This is a genomic window from Microbacterium sp. AC215, assembly GCF_979258645.1.
Window position 1 is genome coordinate 2,868,466 of the sequence record NZ_OZ409869.1, and the last position, 16,371, is coordinate 2,884,836.

At 69.3% G+C, this 16,371-nt stretch carries 17 protein-coding genes; 7 read left to right on the top strand and 10 right to left on the bottom strand.

Annotated elements, in window-relative coordinates:
• Positions 1 to 43: 43 nt before the first annotated feature.
• The 3 genes from ACZZZF_RS13920 to ACZZZF_RS13930 are packed head-to-tail and all read right to left on the bottom strand — an operon-like array spanning position 44 to position 1,660.
• Positions 44 to 655 (bottom strand): hypothetical protein, encoded by a 612-nt coding sequence (locus ACZZZF_RS13920; RefSeq protein WP_463498945.1) that lies wholly within the window; start codon positions 653 to 655, stop codon positions 44 to 46.
• A gap of 23 nt (positions 656 to 678) precedes the next feature.
• On the bottom strand, positions 679 to 1,092 hold the full coding sequence (locus tag ACZZZF_RS13925; RefSeq protein ID WP_400341384.1) for a hypothetical protein: 414 nt from the start codon (positions 1,090 to 1,092) through the stop codon (positions 679 to 681).
• 7 nt (positions 1,093 to 1,099) lie between these two features.
• Positions 1,100 to 1,660, bottom strand: a complete 561-nt coding sequence (locus ACZZZF_RS13930) for a hypothetical protein (protein WP_463498948.1) — start codon at positions 1,658 to 1,660, stop codon at positions 1,100 to 1,102.
• Positions 1,661 to 1,765: 105 nt separating this feature from the next.
• On the opposite strand from ACZZZF_RS13930, the gene ACZZZF_RS13935 reads away from it, so the two are divergent.
• Positions 1,766 to 2,542, top strand: a complete 777-nt coding sequence (locus tag ACZZZF_RS13935) for a lysostaphin resistance A-like protein (RefSeq protein WP_463498949.1) — start codon at positions 1,766 to 1,768, stop codon at positions 2,540 to 2,542.
• Between the two features lie 160 nt (positions 2,543 to 2,702).
• Here the strand turns inward: ACZZZF_RS13935 and ACZZZF_RS13940 are convergent, their stop codons facing one another.
• From ACZZZF_RS13940 to ACZZZF_RS13950, 3 genes are read right to left on the bottom strand one after another with little or no spacing between them, the layout of a single operon-like run.
• Positions 2,703 to 3,065 (bottom strand): cupin domain-containing protein, encoded by a 363-nt coding sequence (locus ACZZZF_RS13940; RefSeq protein WP_233277244.1) that lies wholly within the window; start codon positions 3,063 to 3,065, stop codon positions 2,703 to 2,705.
• Complete coding sequence (locus tag ACZZZF_RS13945) at positions 3,062 to 4,468, bottom strand: NAD(P)/FAD-dependent oxidoreductase (RefSeq protein ID WP_463498952.1); 1,407 nt, start codon at positions 4,466 to 4,468, stop codon at positions 3,062 to 3,064. Before ACZZZF_RS13945 ends, ACZZZF_RS13940 begins: the two co-directional genes overlap by 4 nt.
• A 28-nt stretch (positions 4,469 to 4,496) precedes the next feature.
• Positions 4,497 to 4,964: an Lrp/AsnC family transcriptional regulator gene (locus ACZZZF_RS13950; RefSeq protein ID WP_463498956.1), complete on the bottom strand. Its 468-nt coding sequence runs from the start codon at positions 4,962 to 4,964 to the stop codon at positions 4,497 to 4,499.
• Between the two features lie 100 nt (positions 4,965 to 5,064).
• On the opposite strand from ACZZZF_RS13950, the gene ACZZZF_RS13955 reads away from it, so the two are divergent.
• Positions 5,065 to 6,498 carry a gamma-aminobutyraldehyde dehydrogenase gene (locus tag ACZZZF_RS13955; RefSeq protein ID WP_463498959.1) on the top strand — a complete coding sequence of 478 codons (1,434 nt, stop codon included), beginning with the start codon at positions 5,065 to 5,067 and terminating at the stop codon, positions 6,496 to 6,498.
• Positions 6,499 to 6,512: 14 nt separating this feature from the next.
• Here ACZZZF_RS13955 and ACZZZF_RS13960 read toward each other — a convergent pair whose 3' ends face one another.
• A complete protein-coding gene (locus tag ACZZZF_RS13960; RefSeq protein ID WP_285364384.1) occupies positions 6,513 to 6,800 on the bottom strand; it encodes a hypothetical protein in 288 nt (95 codons plus the stop codon).
• Positions 6,801 to 6,957: 157 nt separating this feature from the next.
• Between ACZZZF_RS13960 and ACZZZF_RS13965 the strand changes: the two genes are divergently transcribed.
• The 3 genes from ACZZZF_RS13965 to ACZZZF_RS13975 are packed head-to-tail and all read left to right on the top strand — an operon-like array spanning position 6,958 to position 10,324.
• Positions 6,958 to 8,097 (top strand): ROK family transcriptional regulator, encoded by a 1,140-nt coding sequence (locus ACZZZF_RS13965; RefSeq protein ID WP_072591897.1) that lies wholly within the window; start codon positions 6,958 to 6,960, stop codon positions 8,095 to 8,097.
• Positions 8,094 to 9,002: a polysaccharide deacetylase family protein gene (locus tag ACZZZF_RS13970; protein WP_056279274.1), complete on the top strand. Its 909-nt coding sequence runs from the start codon at positions 8,094 to 8,096 to the stop codon at positions 9,000 to 9,002. Before ACZZZF_RS13965 ends, ACZZZF_RS13970 begins: the two co-directional genes overlap by 4 nt.
• Positions 8,999 to 10,324: an MFS transporter gene (locus ACZZZF_RS13975; protein ID WP_463498962.1), complete on the top strand. Its 1,326-nt coding sequence runs from the start codon at positions 8,999 to 9,001 to the stop codon at positions 10,322 to 10,324. The genes ACZZZF_RS13970 and ACZZZF_RS13975 overlap by 4 nt, the downstream gene beginning before the upstream one ends.
• A gap of 6 nt (positions 10,325 to 10,330) precedes the next feature.
• On the opposite strand, the gene galE is transcribed toward ACZZZF_RS13975, so the two are convergent.
• The 3 genes from galE to galT form a co-directional block, all read right to left on the bottom strand.
• Positions 10,331 to 11,308 (bottom strand): UDP-glucose 4-epimerase GalE, encoded by a 978-nt coding sequence (gene galE, locus ACZZZF_RS13980; protein ID WP_463498964.1) that lies wholly within the window; start codon positions 11,306 to 11,308, stop codon positions 10,331 to 10,333.
• 94 nt (positions 11,309 to 11,402) lie between these two features.
• The gene (gene galK, locus ACZZZF_RS13985; protein ID WP_463498966.1) at positions 11,403 to 12,599 is read right to left on the bottom strand and encodes a galactokinase; all 1,197 of its coding nucleotides are present in this window, start codon (positions 12,597 to 12,599) and stop codon (positions 11,403 to 11,405) included.
• Entirely contained in the window at positions 12,596 to 13,816 is a 1,221-nt protein-coding gene (galT, locus tag ACZZZF_RS13990; RefSeq protein WP_463498969.1) for a galactose-1-phosphate uridylyltransferase, read from the bottom strand. Before galT ends, galK begins: the two co-directional genes overlap by 4 nt.
• 158 nt (positions 13,817 to 13,974) lie before the next feature.
• Here galT and ACZZZF_RS13995 point away from each other — a divergent pair, with 158 nt between their 5' ends.
• Both ACZZZF_RS13995 and ACZZZF_RS14000 read left to right on the top strand, forming a co-directional pair.
• Positions 13,975 to 14,928 carry a LacI family DNA-binding transcriptional regulator gene (locus ACZZZF_RS13995; protein WP_463499945.1) on the top strand — a complete coding sequence of 318 codons (954 nt, stop codon included), beginning with the start codon at positions 13,975 to 13,977 and terminating at the stop codon, positions 14,926 to 14,928.
• A gap of 277 nt (positions 14,929 to 15,205) precedes the next feature.
• Positions 15,206 to 16,369, top strand: coding sequence for a Gfo/Idh/MocA family protein (locus ACZZZF_RS14000; protein WP_400341400.1), 1,164 nt, complete (start codon positions 15,206 to 15,208; stop codon positions 16,367 to 16,369).
• Positions 16,370 to 16,371: the final 2 nt, after the last annotated feature.

Below are 16,371 nucleotides of genomic sequence, written 5' to 3' on the forward strand. Positions count from 1 at the left end.
CGTGGCGGGCGCGAGCGCAGTCACGAGCGTCGGCAGCGCACAGCTACTGGCAGTTCGGCGACTGCAGCAGCGGAAGCTCGAACCTGGTCAGCCTCGCGGCCGGTCCGGGCTCGAGGGCGAACCATCCGGCGATCTGCCCGTCGGCGATCCGCGTGCCGTAGTCGCCGGCGGTGAACGGCTGATGGCCGTCGTCCGCGCTCGTGTGCAGGACTGGGGTGGCGAGCAGCCCATCCTGCTCGAGCACGTCTATCGATGACAGGAAGAGGAAAGACCTCTCTTCGACGACGTATCCCGATTCGCACCCGTCGGCCAGTAGGGGGGTGACGAGCCACGGCATGGTCAGAAACCCCCAGAACACTGCCACCACGGTTCCGCCGATCGACAGCAGTCGCCCGATCACGATCAGTCCGAGCCAGCCGGAAGGCGCCGAGACGGTGCAGAGCATGTAGCTGATCGCGATGAACGCGAGGATCGTGGATGCTCCGATGATGTGTCGTGACGGCAAGGTGCCGAGCAGCAGCTGAGCATCGCCACCGGATGCGGAATCGACCACGGCCACGCCGATCACCGCGATCGTCGCTGCGGCCACTGCCACTGTCGCCGCTGTCTGCAGCATCCGCGGGTGCCGGGATGCCGTGAGGGTGCGCTCACTCATCGCCGCTCTCTTTCACGAACGCATCACGAGCAGGACAGGTGCGAATACACCTCGATGACTCGCTCGATATCGGGGTAGCCCGCTTCTTCCAGAGCGTCCCGCACGTCCTCCCGCACGGATTCCAAGTAGGCGGACCCTCGGAGCCTGATCTCGGGAACGGAGTCGAGGTCAGGATCATCGTCGAGGAGCGAATACCACTCCGACCACTGAGACTCGCTGACCACCGCCTCATCGAGAGCTTTGGTGGCGATGCTGCTGGCCTCGGCGGGCGGATCGTCGACCGCGGGACTGAGCCACCATTCGATCTCGCACGTGCCACCCGGCACAGACACGGTTTCGGAGCGATCGGGACCGCTTGCCGGCGCCACGAGGCCGCAGCCGGTCATCGCCAACAGGGCCGCCACCAGAGAACCACCGAACAGCCAAGGTCGACGCATGCAGAGATCATAGGTGAGCGTTCTGAGCATGCTCCGTCGTCAGCTCGACGAGCATTGCCTGACCAGCGGACATCGGTTCGGTCGTGAGCTCCACGGATCCGAAGGGGAAAGGGTAGAAGAACGTCCCTGTTCCGTCCCACTCGGTGATCGGGATCATCGCGAACCAGATCTGGCTGATCGCGACCGAGACGACGGCGAGGATCGCAATGGCAACAGCGGCCCGATCGAGGTATCGGATTGCTGAGGGGATGTCTTGCGCGCGGCGCAGCACCGCGGTGATCGCCGCCAATACGATCGCGGCGAACGCGAAGAGGATCAACGGGCTGGGCTGCAGAGCGAGATACACGCACGTCGGCGCGGTCTCGGTCGCGTTGCCGGCTGCATCGATGAAACCGCCGTCCGCTGCGACGCCACCTGGACAGTATCCCTTGCCGCTCGTCATGAACGTCGAGTAGCCCAGAGCGGCGACCAGCGCGACCACGACCAGGCGCCGAACGCGAGCGATGATCTCCATGCCCGGCACTGCGGACTTTGTCGTCGGCGCATCCCGCCTCGCGGTCTGAGACACGTTGACCCCCTTGTGCTTTGCCCATGACACTATCGACGGCCGCGCCGAACATCCACCGATATGTTGGTGATTGGAACGAGCTCGCCGACGGAAGGCACAAAACTCATGCGCGTCACCCCTCGGGTCTGGATCGGCCTCGCGATCTACGTCGGCTATGTCGCGGTCATCTTCGTCGTGTCGAAACTGAGCGGTGTCGCTTACACCGAGATCGGAACCTCCGCCGAGTTCACGTGGCGAGGGGCGGTGCTCGACCTGGCGGTCGGTGCCGTGCTGCTCGCCATCACCACGTGGCTGCTGGGATGGTGGAAGCCCGCGCTGTTCGAACGCTCGCGCTCGCACCACAAGTGGCCGATCTTCGTGCCTGCGATCATGCTCGTCGTCGCTGTCGCGAACCTGTTCAACACCGACTGGTCGAAGTTCGATGCGTCGTTCCTGCTGTCGCTCCTCGCCCTCGGGCTCGCCGTCGGATTCTGCGAGGAGCTGATGTCACGAGGACTCCTGCTGACGGCCCTCCGCTCACGCCTCTCCGAGGTATGGGTGTGGCTGCTCACCTCCCTGCTCTTCGGCGGGATGCACATCATCAACGCCGCGCTGGGCGCCCCCGTCGGCCCCACGCTCGGACAGGTGGTGCTCGCCGCCATGTCGGGCACCTGCTTCTACATCGTGCGTCGGGTGACCGGGTCGCTCATCTGGGCGATGGCCTTGCACGGCCTCTGGGACGTCTCAGTCTTCGCGGTCGGCTTCGCCCCGCTCGGCACGGCCTGGGCCGCGTTCCTGAGCCCGGTGATCGGCATCCTCGCGGTCGCCGTCGTCTACTGGGTGATCAAGGGCGCCGATGAGAAGCCGGTCGTCGTGGCGCAGGCAGCATCCGCGCGCGTCTGAGGAGGAGCGGAGCGGAGGGGCGTCGAGAGGGCGCGGCGGAGTCGTTGAATACTGGTGCGGCGTGCGTTCCTGCGTAATAGTGAATGCATCACGATCAGCCCGTTGCCGAAAGGTGCGGGCTGATTTTCTTTTGGGGATCGCCTGGTCACACTTCAGCGCGTCAGGCGATGTAGATCTTGCGCAGCGTCTCGGTGACCGTCCACGCGGTGCGCTGCCCCGCGGCGAGGCGCACGACCGACCCGGGGCCGACCTCGACGGCGGGCAGCGGGGGGTCGACGAACTCGATCCGCGCCTGACCGGTCAGCACGACGAACACCTCGTCGACCTCGGTGTCCGATGCCGTGCCGGGCGTCATCTCCCAGATGCCGATCTCGACCTCACCCAGAGTCCCCAACGCCTGCACAGCCGTCGTCGGGCGACCGATGAGCACGTCCACCGCAGGCAGCGGTTCGTGCATCAGCGGCAGCGCCGCGGCATCCACTCCGGTTCCCGGCGCGAGCTCGCCCGGCGCGAGCTCGCTCACGAGTCGAAGCCCATGCCGACGGCATCCAGCGTCTTGAGGAACAGGTTGCGCTTGCCCTCGTTGTGATCGGCCCGGTTCATCGCGGCTCGCACGAGGTTGACGCCGATCGAGGCGACGGGCTCGGGCGGGAACGGGATCGGCTTCTCGCGCACCATTGCGAGCTCGGTGCGCTCGGTCGGCTCGCCCGACAGCTTGTCGAGCATGACGTCGGCGGCGAAGCGCGCGGCGCCGACGCCGAGCCCGGTGAACCCGGTCGCGTAGGTCACGCGTCCCTTGCGGGCGGTGCCGAAGAACGCGCAGAAGCGACTCGACGAGTCGATCGCCCCCGCCCACCGGTGCGTGAAGCGCAGCCCCTCGAGCTGGGGGAACGTCGTGAAGAAGTGCGAGGCGAGCTTGCGGTGGCTCTCGGCGCGATCCTCGTACTCGGGTCGCACCTTGCCGCCGAAATGGTAGACCGCGTCGTATCCGCCGAACAGGATGCGATTGTCGGCGGTGAGGCGGTAGTAGTGGAACTGGTTGGCGCTGTCGGCCAGGCCCTGGCGGTTCGACCACCCGATCGACGCCAGCTGCTCGTCGGTCAGCGGCTCGGTCATGAGCACGTAGTCGTAGACGGGAACCGTCATCAGGCGGTTGCGCTTGAGCAGCGAGGGGAAGACGTTCGTGGCGAGAGCCACGGCATCCGCTCGCACCTGCCCGCCGTCACGTGTGACGAGCGTGATCGCGCTCGATCCGTCGCCGATGACCTCGCGCACGAGCGACTGCTCGTAGATCTCGACCCCGAGTTCGACCGCGACGCGCGCCAGCTCGAGACCGAGCTTGGCGGGGTGCACGAGCGCACAGGCATCGCGCTCCCAGGCGCCGGCGAGGAACGTGTCGGAATGCACCTCGGCCTGCACGGCCTCGCGGTCGAGGAATCCCTCCTCCTCGCGCAGCCACTCCACCTGGTGCGGCTCGACGGCCACGGCGAGTTGACCGGTGCGCTCGAAGTCGGCATCCATGCCGTACCGCTTCACGGTCTCTTCGATGCCGTCGAGGTTCTCGATCCCCAGCTCTTCCAGGCGGTCGATCTCGTCGGGCCAGCGCGTGAGGCCGTTCTCGTGTCCGTGCGTGAGGCTCGCTTCGCAGAACCCTCCGTTGCGGCCCGACGCCGCCCACGCGATGCGCGACGCCTCGAGCAGCACGACGCGGCGCTCAGGGTCGCGCTCCTTCGCACGCACGGCGGTCCACAGGCCGGCATAGCCCCCGCCGACGATGGCGAGGTCGGCGGTGATGCTGCCGGTGAGCGCGGGGTGCGAGACGCGCTCGACGTCATCGAGCCAGAACACGCTGAACGCGGTGTCGCGCAGCGAGGCATCGATCACGGCATCCGCGGGGCGGCGACGTTCGAAGACCGTGGTTCCCATGGTGTTCTCCTGGTTCCGGACCCGCGCCTCAGCGCGTGCCCCAGTTGTAGAGGTCTTTGTAGAGCCCTGCGTAGAGCAGGCTCTCGGTGTGCGTGATGCCGGGGATCGTGCGGATGCGGGTCGCGATCAGATCGAGCAGGTGGCTGTCGCTCTCGCACACCGCCTCGACGAGGATGTCGAACGTGCCGAGCGTCACGACGACGTACGCGAGCTCGGTGATCTTCGTCAGCGCCTCCGCGATCAGCCGCGGGTCGCCCGTGACGCGGATGCCGATCATCGACATGCGGTTGAAGCCGAGCTGCATCGGGTCGGTCACCGCGACGATCTGGATGATGCCCGCCTCGGTCATCCGCTGCACGCGCTGACGCGCCGCCGCCTCGCTGAGCCCCACCTCTCGGCCGATCTCGGCATAGGGCCGTCGACCGTCCTCCTGCAGCAACTCGACGATCCGCTTCGAGATGTCGTCCAACACGGGCTGCTTCGGCGTGGTGCTCATGTGTCGATATTGACAGGATCGGCGCTCCCTGGCAACTGATTCCATCGTTAAGGTCACTTCACTCTTCTGTATTCGTGATCCGGTCGCTAGCATGGCGAGCATGGCCACAGAACTCCTTCAGAACTTCATCGGCGGGCAGTACGTTCCCCTGAGCGGACAGAAGCGGATGCCGCTGATCGACCCGGTGACCGAGGAGGCCTACGGCGAGCTGCCGGTCTCGGACGCCTCCGACGTGGACGCCGCCTACGCCGCCGCATCCGCCGCGTTCCCGATCTGGCGCGACACCACTCCCGCCGATCGCCAGCTCGCGCTGTTCCGCATCGCCGATGAGATGCAGACCCGCGCCGAGGAGTTCGCCGACCTCGAGTCGAAGGACACCGGCAAGCCGCGTGCCAGCCTCGTGGCCGACGAGATCCTGCAGTCGATCGACCAGCTGCGCTTCTTCGCCGGAGCCGCCCGCAGTCTCGAAGGACGCGCGGCGGGGGAGTACCTCGCCGGCCACACCTCGTTTGTGCGACGCGAGCCGATCGGCGTGATCGGACAGGTCACCCCCTGGAACTATCCGCTGAACATGGCCGTGTGGAAGATCGCCCCGGCGCTCGCCGCAGGCAACACGGTGGTGCTGAAGCCCGCCGAGTCGACGCCCCTGACCACCCTGCTGCTCGCCGAGATCGTCGCGCTGCACACGCCCGCCGGCACGCTCAACGTCGTGCTCGGCGACCGCGACACCGGCGTGGCGCTGGTCGAGCATCCGACGCCGCAGATGGTCGCCATCACCGGATCCGTGCGCGCCGGGATGGCCGTCGCGCGATCCGCGGCGAACGACATCAAACGGGTGCACCTCGAGCTCGGCGGCAAGGCGCCCGCGATCGTCTTCCCCGATGCGAACCTCGACAAGGCGGCATCCGGCATCGTCACCGGCGCGTTCTTCAACGCCGGACAGGACTGCACCGCGGCCACCCGCGTGCTCGTGCACTCGTCTGTGCACGACGAGTTCGTCGCCGCGCTGGTCGCGAAGGCGAAGACGGATGCCCGCACGGGCGCCCCGCACGAGGAGGGCGTGCTCTACGGTCCCCTCAGCAGCGCTGCCCAGCTCGCTCAGGTGCAGGGCTTCGTCGACCGCCTGCCTGCACACGCCACGATCGAGACCGGCGGTGCGCGTCAGGGTGAGAAGGGCTACTTCTTCGAGGCGACCATCGTGTCGGGTCTGCATCAGGACGACGAGGCCGTGCAGGGCGAGATCTTCGGCCCGGTGCTGACCGTGCAGTCGTTCGAGACCGAGGAGCAGGCGCTCGAGATGGCGAACGACGTGCCCTACGCCCTCGCATCCTCGGTGTGGACCGCCGATCATGCCCGCGCGATGCGCTTCTCGCGCGACCTCGACTTCGGCTGCGTATGGATCAACACCCACATCCCGTTCGTCTCGGACATGCCTCACGGCGGTTTCAAGCACTCGGGCTACGGCAAAGACCTCTCGCAGTACGGCTTCGACGACTACACGCGCATCAAGCACGTGATGTCCGCGCTGGACTGAGACAGGGTCTCGGGCTACCAGCGCGAGCGGATGAGCGACCCTCGCGTGAACCGCACCACCGAGATCGTCATCGGCACACTGCCGACGGGGGCATCAAGCGCTCGCGCGAGCAGCAGCTCGGCGGCCGATCTGACCTCGGCGAGCGTCGCGGCGACGCCGCGCACGTCGAGGTCGGCGACGTGCAGCACCCACCACCCGCGCTCGAGCAGGGCCGTCACCTCATAGGGGTACACGGCCGGGGTCGGAGTGTCGCTGCGCGACGACGGACGTCGGTCGAGTCGGTGCGAAATGGTCGGTCGCATCGGATGCCTCCTCCCTGTGGTCGGACGGGGCCACGGTGGCTCCCTGAAGCAAGACACGCACGGCCGTGGATCGTGACGCGGATCAGGGTCCGGATCTCTCGACACGTATGACGCGATGTGTCAAGCTGGGGCGGACGTCGAATCCGGGGGGATCAACTTGGCACGACCACTTGCGGGGCCCCAGACCCTGCTCCGAACACTCAACGGCCGCGCGATCCTCGAGACGCTCGCGCGCCGAGGCCCGCTCACCCGCGCCGAACTGGTCGCCGAGACCGGTCTCTCTCGCACTGCGGTGACGCAGGTGCTGCGGATGCTCGAATCATCGTCGGCGGTCGCCGCTGCGGGCGTCGATCGTGACACGCGGGGACCGGCAGCAGGGCGCGTCTCGCTGCATCCTCATCTCGGACTCGCCGCGGCAGTGCACGTCGACGCCCACGCCGCCCACGTCGCGCTGGTCGACCCCACCGGAGCCGTGCGGGCCGAGAGCCACGCCGCCTTCCCCGTGCGCGGGGACCGCGTGCAGCACATCGCCGGCCTCATCGATGCCTGTCAGAGGGCGGTGGCCGGTCCGCTGCTGCTCGCGGTCGTCGGCATCCCGGGCATCGTCACCGCCGACGGGGGCATCCGCGATGATCAGGGTCCCGACGGCGGCGCGTTCAAGAACGCCCTGTCGACGCGTCTCGGCTGCCCGGTGCGGGTGGAGAACGACGTCAACCTCGCGGCGCTCGCCGAGCTCTCCGAGGGCGCCGGCGCGGCGCTCAGCAGCTTCGCGCTGCTGCTCCTCGACGACGGACTCGGCGCCGGCATCGTGATCGACGGCTCCCTGCACCGGGGCTTCTCGGGCGTGGCAGGCGAGGTCATGTACCTGCCGCAGAGTCCGCTGCCGATCGGCGCTCCCGTGCTCGGTGACGCCGTCGTGCGCGACCTCGCACTGGCGAACGGGCGTGACCCGGACGAGACGATCGACCAGCATCTCGACGCCGCCTCCGCCGGCGATCCGGCCGCACTCGCCATGGCCGCCGAGATGGGACGCAGGCTCACCCTGATCGCGGGCAGCATCGCGCTCGTGCTCGACCCCGAGGCGTTCCTCCTCAGCGGCACGGCCGCGCACCCGGCGCTGGCCCGAGCGGCGGTCGCCTTCGCCGAAGAGCTCGCCCCGCAGCTCCCGCTCACCCTCCTCGTCTCGTCGTTCGGCCCGGAGGCGCCGCTGGTCGGCGCAGTCGGTGAGGCGGCATCCGCTCTTCGCGCGACCGTGTTCTCGCGGTTGCTTCCCGCATCGGACAGGAGTCGGCGATGACCTCGGACCTCGCGGATCGCCTCGGCCTCGCGCCGGGAGCCAGGGGCGTGATCATCAACGCCGACGACTTCGGCATGTGCCACGCGGCCAACACCGCGATCATGCAGCTGCTCGATGCGGGGCACATCGACTCGACGACGCTCATGGTGCCGTGCGCGTGGGCACCCGAGGCGCTCGCTTTCGCGGCCTCGCGCGCCGACCTCGACGTCGGCGTGCACCTCGTGCTCACGAGCGAGTGGACCGACTACCGCTGGCGGCCCCTCACCGGCACCGACACCACCCTCGTCGACGACGCGGGGTACTTTCCCGCCGGCGTTCTCGCGATCGAAGAGCTCGCGTCGGTCGACGACGTCACCGCCGAGATCGCCGCACAGCTGCAGACGGCGCTGGACGCCGGGGTCGACGTGACGCATCTCGACAACCACATGGGGTCTGTCTACGGTCTGCTGACCGGGCGGGACTTCCTCGGCCCGGTGTTCGAGCTCGCCGCCCGCAACGGCCTGCCGTTCCGGCTGCCGCGCAGCATGGACGGGACCGGCGACGACGCCGCCCTGCAGGCGAAGCTCGCCGAGGCCTCGGCCGCCGCCGACGCGCTCGGCGTCGAGATCATCGATCGGCTGTGGAGCCACCCGTTCGAAGAGGCGCCGGACGAGTCGTACGAACAGGTGCGCGACGGGTTCATCGCGCTGCTGCGCGCGGTTCCGGCCGGAGTGACCGAGATCTACCTGCATCCGATGGTCGACGACGACGAGCTGCGCGCGGCCGTCGACTTCGGTGCGGCCAAACGCGGGCACGAGCTTCGCCTGCTCTCCGACCCCGAGGTGCTGCAGGTGTTCGCCGACGAGGGACTGGTGCGGCTCGGATGGCGCGATCTGCGCGATCTGCAGCGGAGCCGACGCGCATGACCTCGCTGACGACGCGGCTGCGCGACCGACGACTCGACGCCGCCCCCACGAGGGCTCAGGCCATCGCGTTCGGAGCATCGGGGTTCCCGACCCAGCTCATGGCGCAGACGTTCTCGGCTTTCGTCGTCTACTTCTACGTCACCCACCTCGGTGTCGCGCCAGCATGGGTGGCCGCGGCGATGATCGCGCACGGCGTGCTGAACGCGGTGCTCAACCCGGTCGTCGGGGCGCTGTCCGACCGCATCCGCACGCGGTGGGGCCGCCGCATCCCGTGGATCGGTCTCGGCATCGTGCCGCTCGTGGTCGCCTTCGCGCTGGTGTGGATGCCGCCGGAGCTGCCGACCGCCGGGCTGATCGTCTGGTTCCTGATCGTGGTGGCGGTGTACGACATCGCCTTCGTCGTGGTCGTGCTGAACATCTCGGCGCTGTTCCCCGAGATCTTCCGCACCACCGATGAGCGGGCGCGCGGCAACGTGCCCCGGCAGATCTTCGCGATCCTCGGCATGGTGCTCGGCACCGCGGGTGCCCCTGCGCTGTACGACTCGATCGGCTGGCCGGGAATGGCCCTCGTGCTCTCGGCGGTCTGCCTCGTGCTGCTCGTCTGGTCGTTCTTCGGCGGCATGATCGAGCGTCGAGTGCCCGAGGCCGCATCCGAGGCGATGCGCTGGGGCGACCAGCTGAAATACACGTTCGCGAACCGGGCGTTCGTGCCCTACGTGCTCGGCTCGCTGTTCATCCAGACCTCGATCGCCGTCATCCTCGCGGCGCTGCCGTTCTACGTGCGCTACTCGCTGGGCGCCGCCGAGGGAGAGGCGAGTCTGCTGCTGGGGGCGATCTTCGTCACAGCCATCCCGTCGATCGTGCTGTGGAGCGCGATCGTGCGCCGCACCTCACCCCGCGCAGCGCTGCTGTGGAGCGTCGCCGTGTTCGGGATCTCCGTGCTCGGCTACCTGCTGCCGTCGACCGTGCTCGCCGCAGCGCTCATCGGCGTCGCGGTGGGCGTCGGCGTCGGCGGTCTGCTGCAGCTGCTCGAGGTCGTGCTCGCCCAGATCATCGACGAGGACGCCACGCGCACCGGTCATCGACGCGAGGGCGCGTACTTCGGGGTGAACGGCTTCGTCGTGCGCGGTTCGGTCGTGCTGCAGGCCGTCGTGGCGGCGGTGGTGCTCACGGCATCCGGCTTCGACGCCTCGCTCGGAGATGCGCAGCCGGAGGCCGTCGACGGCGGGATCCGCGTCATGGTCGCGGTGGTCCCGCTCGTCTTCGCCGCCCTCGCGTGGCTGTGCTTCTGGCTCTACCCGATCCGCACGCGCGACCTCTGACCGACGTCAGGACGCGGCCTGGCGGGCCTCCCAGCCCGTGCGCACCATCTCGTCGACCGTGTATCGCATCTTCCAGTCGAGGTCACGCGCGGCGAGCTCGCCGGTCGCGACGATGCGGTCGGGGTCTCCCGGACGCCGAGGGCCGATCTCAGGGGTGAAGTCGATGCCCGTGACGCGTGCGACCGCGTCCATGATCTGCTTCACGCTGAGGCCGTCGCCCGAGCCGAGGTTGTACGCGGCCTCGATCGGCTCGCCACCGGCGAGACGCTTCGCTGCGGCGACATGGGCGGCGGCGATGTCGCCGACGTGCACGTAGTCGCGCACGTTGGTGCCGTCCTCGGTGTCGTAGTCGTCGCCGTTGATGCGGGGGGTCTCGCCGGCGATGAGCTTCTCGAACACGATCGGGAAGAGGTTGTGCGGGCTCAGGTCATAGACCGACGGGTCGGCCGAGCCGACCACGTTGAAGTAGCGCAGCGAGGTGTGACGCAGCGGCTTGTCGGAGTCGGCGGTCGCGATCGCCTGGTCACGGAGCAGCCACTCGCCGATGAGCTTGGACTCGCCGTAGGGGCTCGCCGGCTTCTTGGCGGTCTCCTCGACGACGAGCGGCACATCGGGAGTGCCGAACACGGCCGCCGACGACGAGAACACGATGTTGGTGACGCCCGCGGCATCCATCGCCTCGAGGATCACCCGAGTGCCCTCGACGTTCTGCGCGTAGGTGTGCAGCGGAAGCTGCACCGAGACGCCGGCGTACTTGTAGCCGGCGACGTGGATGACACCCTCGGCGTCATGATCGCGCAGCGCCTTCTCGACCAGTTCACGGTCGAGGATGCTGCCCTGCACGAAAGCCACGCCCTCGGGCACGAACGATGCGACGCCGCTCGAGAGGTCGTCGAGGACGACGGGCGTGAGCCCGGCATCCGCCAGTGCGCGAACGACGTGCGAGCCGATGTAGCCGGCGCCGCCGGTCACGATCCAGGACATTGTGCTCCTCAGGGTGGGGAAGTGTTCAGTATCTCAGGTCGCGATCGGCGGACTCTGAGGCCGCGCGTTCACGACGTGGTCGAGCGGGCAGCGGTCACGCGTCGCGATGCGCCCCGGCCGACGGCGTGACGGTGAAGATCACGGGGGAAGTGAAACCGGATGCGGCGAACGCCGCCGACACGGCATCCGTCACCTGCTGCAGCGAGTCCTGCTCGATCAGCGCGATCGCCGCACCGCCGAAGCCTCCGCCGGTCATGCGAGCACCGAGTGCGCCGGCCGCGAGGGCCGTTTCGACCGCCGTGTCGAGCTCGGGGACCGAGATCTCGAAGTCATCGCGCATCGAGGCGTGCGAGGCCACGAGCAGGTCGCCGATCGCACGGGCACCGTCTTCGCGCAGCACCACGACGGTGTCGAGCACGCGCTGGTTCTCGGTGACCACGTGCCGCACGCGGCGGAACGTCACGTCGTCCATGAGCTCCTCGGCGCGGGGCAGGTCGTCGACCGAGACGTCGCGCAGGCTCGGCACGCCCATGATCGCGGCACCGCGCTCGCAGGCCGCACGGCGCTCGCCGTATCCGCCCGTGGAGTGCGCGTGCTTGACCCGGGTGTCCATCACGAGGATCGCGAGGCCGGCCTCGGCGATGCCGACCTGCACGAGGTTCGCATCGAGCGAGCGGCAGTCGAGGAAGATCGCGGCATCCGGCTCGCCGAGCATCGACGCCATCTGGTCCATGATGCCGGTCGGGGCGCCGACCGCCTCGTTCTCGGCCTTCCGACCGACGCGGGCGAGGGCGACGCGGTCGAGCCCGGCGGCCCAGAGGTCGTTGAGCGCGGATGCCGTGGCACCCTCGATCGCCGCCGACGACGAGAGCCCCGCGCCCACGGGCACGTCGGATGCGATGGCGATGTCGAGCCCTGAACCGGTGGCCGCGGAGGGAGCGACACCGTCGGCCTGGCGCAGCGCCCACGCGACGCCGAGGGGGTAGGCGGCCCACTCGGGCACGCGCGGCGCGGTGCCGGTCGGGGTCGGGAACAGCTCGTCGAGGTCGTCGAGGGAGACCTCGACCGGCTCGTCGGCGAAGGTCGAGGCGACGCGGATGCGGCGGTCGTCACGGATTCCCACGGCGGCGACTGTGCGATGCGGGATGGCGAAGGGCAGCACGAATCCGTCGTTGTAGTCGGTGTGCTCGCCGATCAGGTTCACGCGCCCCGGCGCCGACCAGACGCCTTCGGGGGTGCGACCGGTGAGGTCGGTGAAGAGTGCGCGCGCGGCGTCCTGGGTGGTGGTCATGCGGATGCCTCGTCTGCGTTCTGGTCTGCGGATGCGGTGTGTGCGGCGTCGGCCTTCGCGATGGCCTCGCGGATGCGGGCCGCACCCTGCTCGGGGGTGACCTCGGCGGCCCAGGCCCACATCGCGGCCTCGGATCCCGCGAGGAACTTGAGCTTGTCGGCCGCGCGGCGGGGGCTGGTCAGCTGCAGGTGCAGGCGCACGCTGTCTCGGCCGACGTTCACCGGGGCCTGGTGCCAGGCGGCGATGTAGGGCGTCGGGGTGTCGTAGAGCGCGTCGACGCCGCGGAGCAGTCGCAGATAGAGGGGTGCGAGCTCGTCGCGTTCGGCATCCGTCGTCTCGGCGAAGTCCGGAACGTGGCGGTGCGGCATGAGGTGCACCTCCAGCGGCCAGCGGGCGGCGAAGGGCACGAATGCCGTCCAGTGCTCACCGCGGAAGACGACCCTCTCGGATGCCTGCTCGGACTCGAGGATGTGCTGGAACAGGTCGGGCGCGGTGCGATCGATCGAGTCGAGCAGGCGCGTGGTGCGCGGCGTCACGTAGGGGTAGGCGTAGATCTGGCCGTGGGGGTGGGGGAGCGTGACGCCGATGGCCTCGCCGCGGTTCTCGAACGGGAAGATCTGCTGGATGCCCGGCAGCTTCGAGAGGGCGGCGGTGCGGTCGGCCCAGGCCTCGATCACCGTGCGGGCGCGCGTCACCGACTGGGTGCCGAACGAGCCGGTGTGCTCGGGGCTGAAGCACACGACCTCGCAGCGTCCGACCGACGTGCGGGTGCGACCGAGGCCCAGGGCGCTGAGGTCGTCGAGCCCGCGCGGAGGGTTGCTCGCTGCGGGGGCGGTGCCGGTGGCTTCGGCGAGAGCGGGGCCGAACGCGGGCGAGCGGTTCTCGAAGACGGCGACGTCGTAGAGCGACGGCACCTCAGACGGGTTGGTCGGCGACTGCGGAGCGAGCGGGTCGGCATCGGCGCTCGGCATCATCACGCGGTTCTGCCGGTTGGCGGCGACCGTGATCCAGTCGCCGGTGAGCACATCGAGGCGCATCGTGGCGGTCTCGCCGCGGGCGTCGAGCGTCCGGCTGTCGACGGCGCGGTCGGCCCCGAGCGTCGTGTCGGGATCATCGAAGTAGATCAGTTCGCGGCCGTCGGCGAGCGTCGTCGCGCGCTTGACGATGCCGGCGGAGAGGGTCTCGGTTCGCAACTCGGGAGATTCGGGCGTGTTCACGTAAACATGGTACGCACAGCGCCGTGGTAACGTCAACATTCCGGAGTTGTGAGCGCGTAGAGAGGGTGCCCGTGGACGACGAGCTGCTGCGCGACGATGATCTGCGTCGCGGCGCCGCGCGCCCGCGCCGCCGCCAGGCCCCGTCCGGTCGTGTCTCGATGGCGATGGTCGCCTCCCGCGCCGGCGTCTCGGGTCAGACCGTGTCGCGCGTCGTCAACGACAGCCCTCGCGTCGACCCCGCGACCCGCCGGCGCGTCGAAGCCGCGATGGCCGAGCTCGGCTACCGCCCCCACCGCGCAGCGCGCGCTCTGCGCACCGGACGCTCGCAGACCATCGGACTCGTCGTCACCACTCTCGCGACGGTCGGCAACTCGCGGATGCTGCAGGCCACCGCCGAGGCCGCGGCTGAACGCGGCTACGCCCTCACCCTCGTCACCGCGGGCGACAGCGTGGCCGACGCCTTCGAGCGCCTGGCCGAGCAGGAGGTCGACGGCGCGATCGTGCTGAACGAGGCGTCGGCGCTGGTACCCGCAGCCGATCGGCCGCCGGGACTGCGCCTCGTGGTCGTCGACGCCCCGGGGTCTGCGGATCTGGCGGTCGTGCACAGCGACCATGTCGGAGGCGCCGCTGCGGCGACCGCTCACCTGCTGGGCCTCGGACACGAGACGGTGCACCACCTCGCCGGGCCTGCCGACTCGTTCGCGGCCGCCGAGCGCGAGCGCGGATGGCGGAAGGCGCTCGCGGAGGTCGGGGTCGAGGCGACCGAGGTCGTCCGCGGCGACTGGACCGCCGAGGCAGGGTTCGCCGCGGGCGAGGCGCTGCGAGCAGCATCCGCCGTGTTCTGCGCCAACGACCAGATGGCGCTCGGGCTCCTCCGTGCGCTCGCCGAGTCGGGGCGGCGGGTTCCCGAGGACGTCAGCGTCATCGGCTTCGACGACGTGCCGGATGCCGCCAACTACCGCCCACCGCTGACGACGATCCGTCAGGACTTCGCCGCCTTGGCACACCGCGCCGTCGACCTGCTCGTCGCCGACATCGAGGGCGCCGCGGGCGGTGCGGCATCCGCTGTCGTCGTGCCGACGCTTCTGGTCGAACGCTCCAGCACCCGCTGAGCCGCGCCGCCCGCACCCTCTGCCCCCGCACCCCGCCTGCCCCCGCACCCCGGCCCCGCCCCCTCGCGGTGCGTGGCCAGAAACGCACGTGAATCGCGCCTTCGGATGCGTTTGTGACCACGCACGCGGCAGGGGGGGGCCATGCCACCGCCCCGCGAACCCGGATAGCGGTTTCCACCCGCCGCTTGCGCGCCCGACGGAGTCGTGGCATGCTGACGGAAAGCGCTTACCCACATCGGGCGACCGGCGCACGGGCTTCCCACAGAACGGACCAGCAATGTCACAGGCGACACCCCGCGAGATCGGGATCATCATGAACGGCGTCTCCGGGCGCATGGGCTACCGGCAGCACCTCGTGCGGTCGATCCTCGCGATCCGCGACCAGGGCGGCATCGAGCTGCCCGACGGATCCCGCATCACGGTCAAGCCGCTGCTTGTCGGCCGCAACGAGGCCAAGCTCGCCGAGCTTGCCGCGAAGCACGGCATCGACGACTACACGACCGACCTCGACGCAGCGCTCGCGGACCCGAAGTGGGAGATCTACGCCGATTTCCTCGTGACCAAGGCCCGCGCCTCGGCCCTTCGCAAGGCGATCGCGGCCGGCAAGGCGATCTACACCGAGAAGCCGACCGCCGAGTCGCTCGACGAGGCCCTCGAGCTCGCGCGTCTCGCGGACGAGGCCGGCGTCAAGACCGGCGTCGTACACGACAAGCTCTACCTGCCGGGCCTGCAGAAGCTCAAGCGCCTCATCGACTCCGGTTTCTTCGGCCGCATCCTCTCGGTGCGCGGCGAGTTCGGCTACTGGGTCTTCGAGGGTGACTGGCAGCCCGCGCAGCGCCCCAGCTGGAACTACCGCACCGAAGACGGCGGCGGCATCATCGTCGACATGTTCCCGCACTGGAACTACGTGCTCGAGAACCTGTTCGGCGAGGTCAAGAGCGTCTACGCGCAGGCCGCCGTGCACATCGCCGACCGCTGGGACGAGAACGGCGAGCACTACACCGCCACCGCCGAGGACGCCGCGTACGGCATCTTCGAGATCGAGGGCGGCATCGTCGCCGAGATCAACTCCAGCTGGACGGTGCGCGTCAACCGCGACGAGCTCGTCGAGTTCCAGGTCGACGGCACCCACGGATCCGCGGTCGTCGGACTCTTCGGCGCGAAGATCCAGCCCCGCAACGCGACTCCGAAGCCGGTCTGGAACCCCGACCTCGAAGACAGCCACGACTACGACGCCGACTGGCAGAACGTCCCGACCAACGATGTCTTCCTCAACGGCTTCCGTCAGCAGTGGGAGGAATACCTGGTCTCGTTCGTCGAGGGCACGAAGTACCCCTTCGACCTGCTCTCGGGCGCCCGCGGCGTGCAGTTCGCCGAGGCGGGGCTGACCTCCAGCGCCGAAGGCCGCAAGATCGCACTCACCCCGCTGACGCTGGGTTGAGC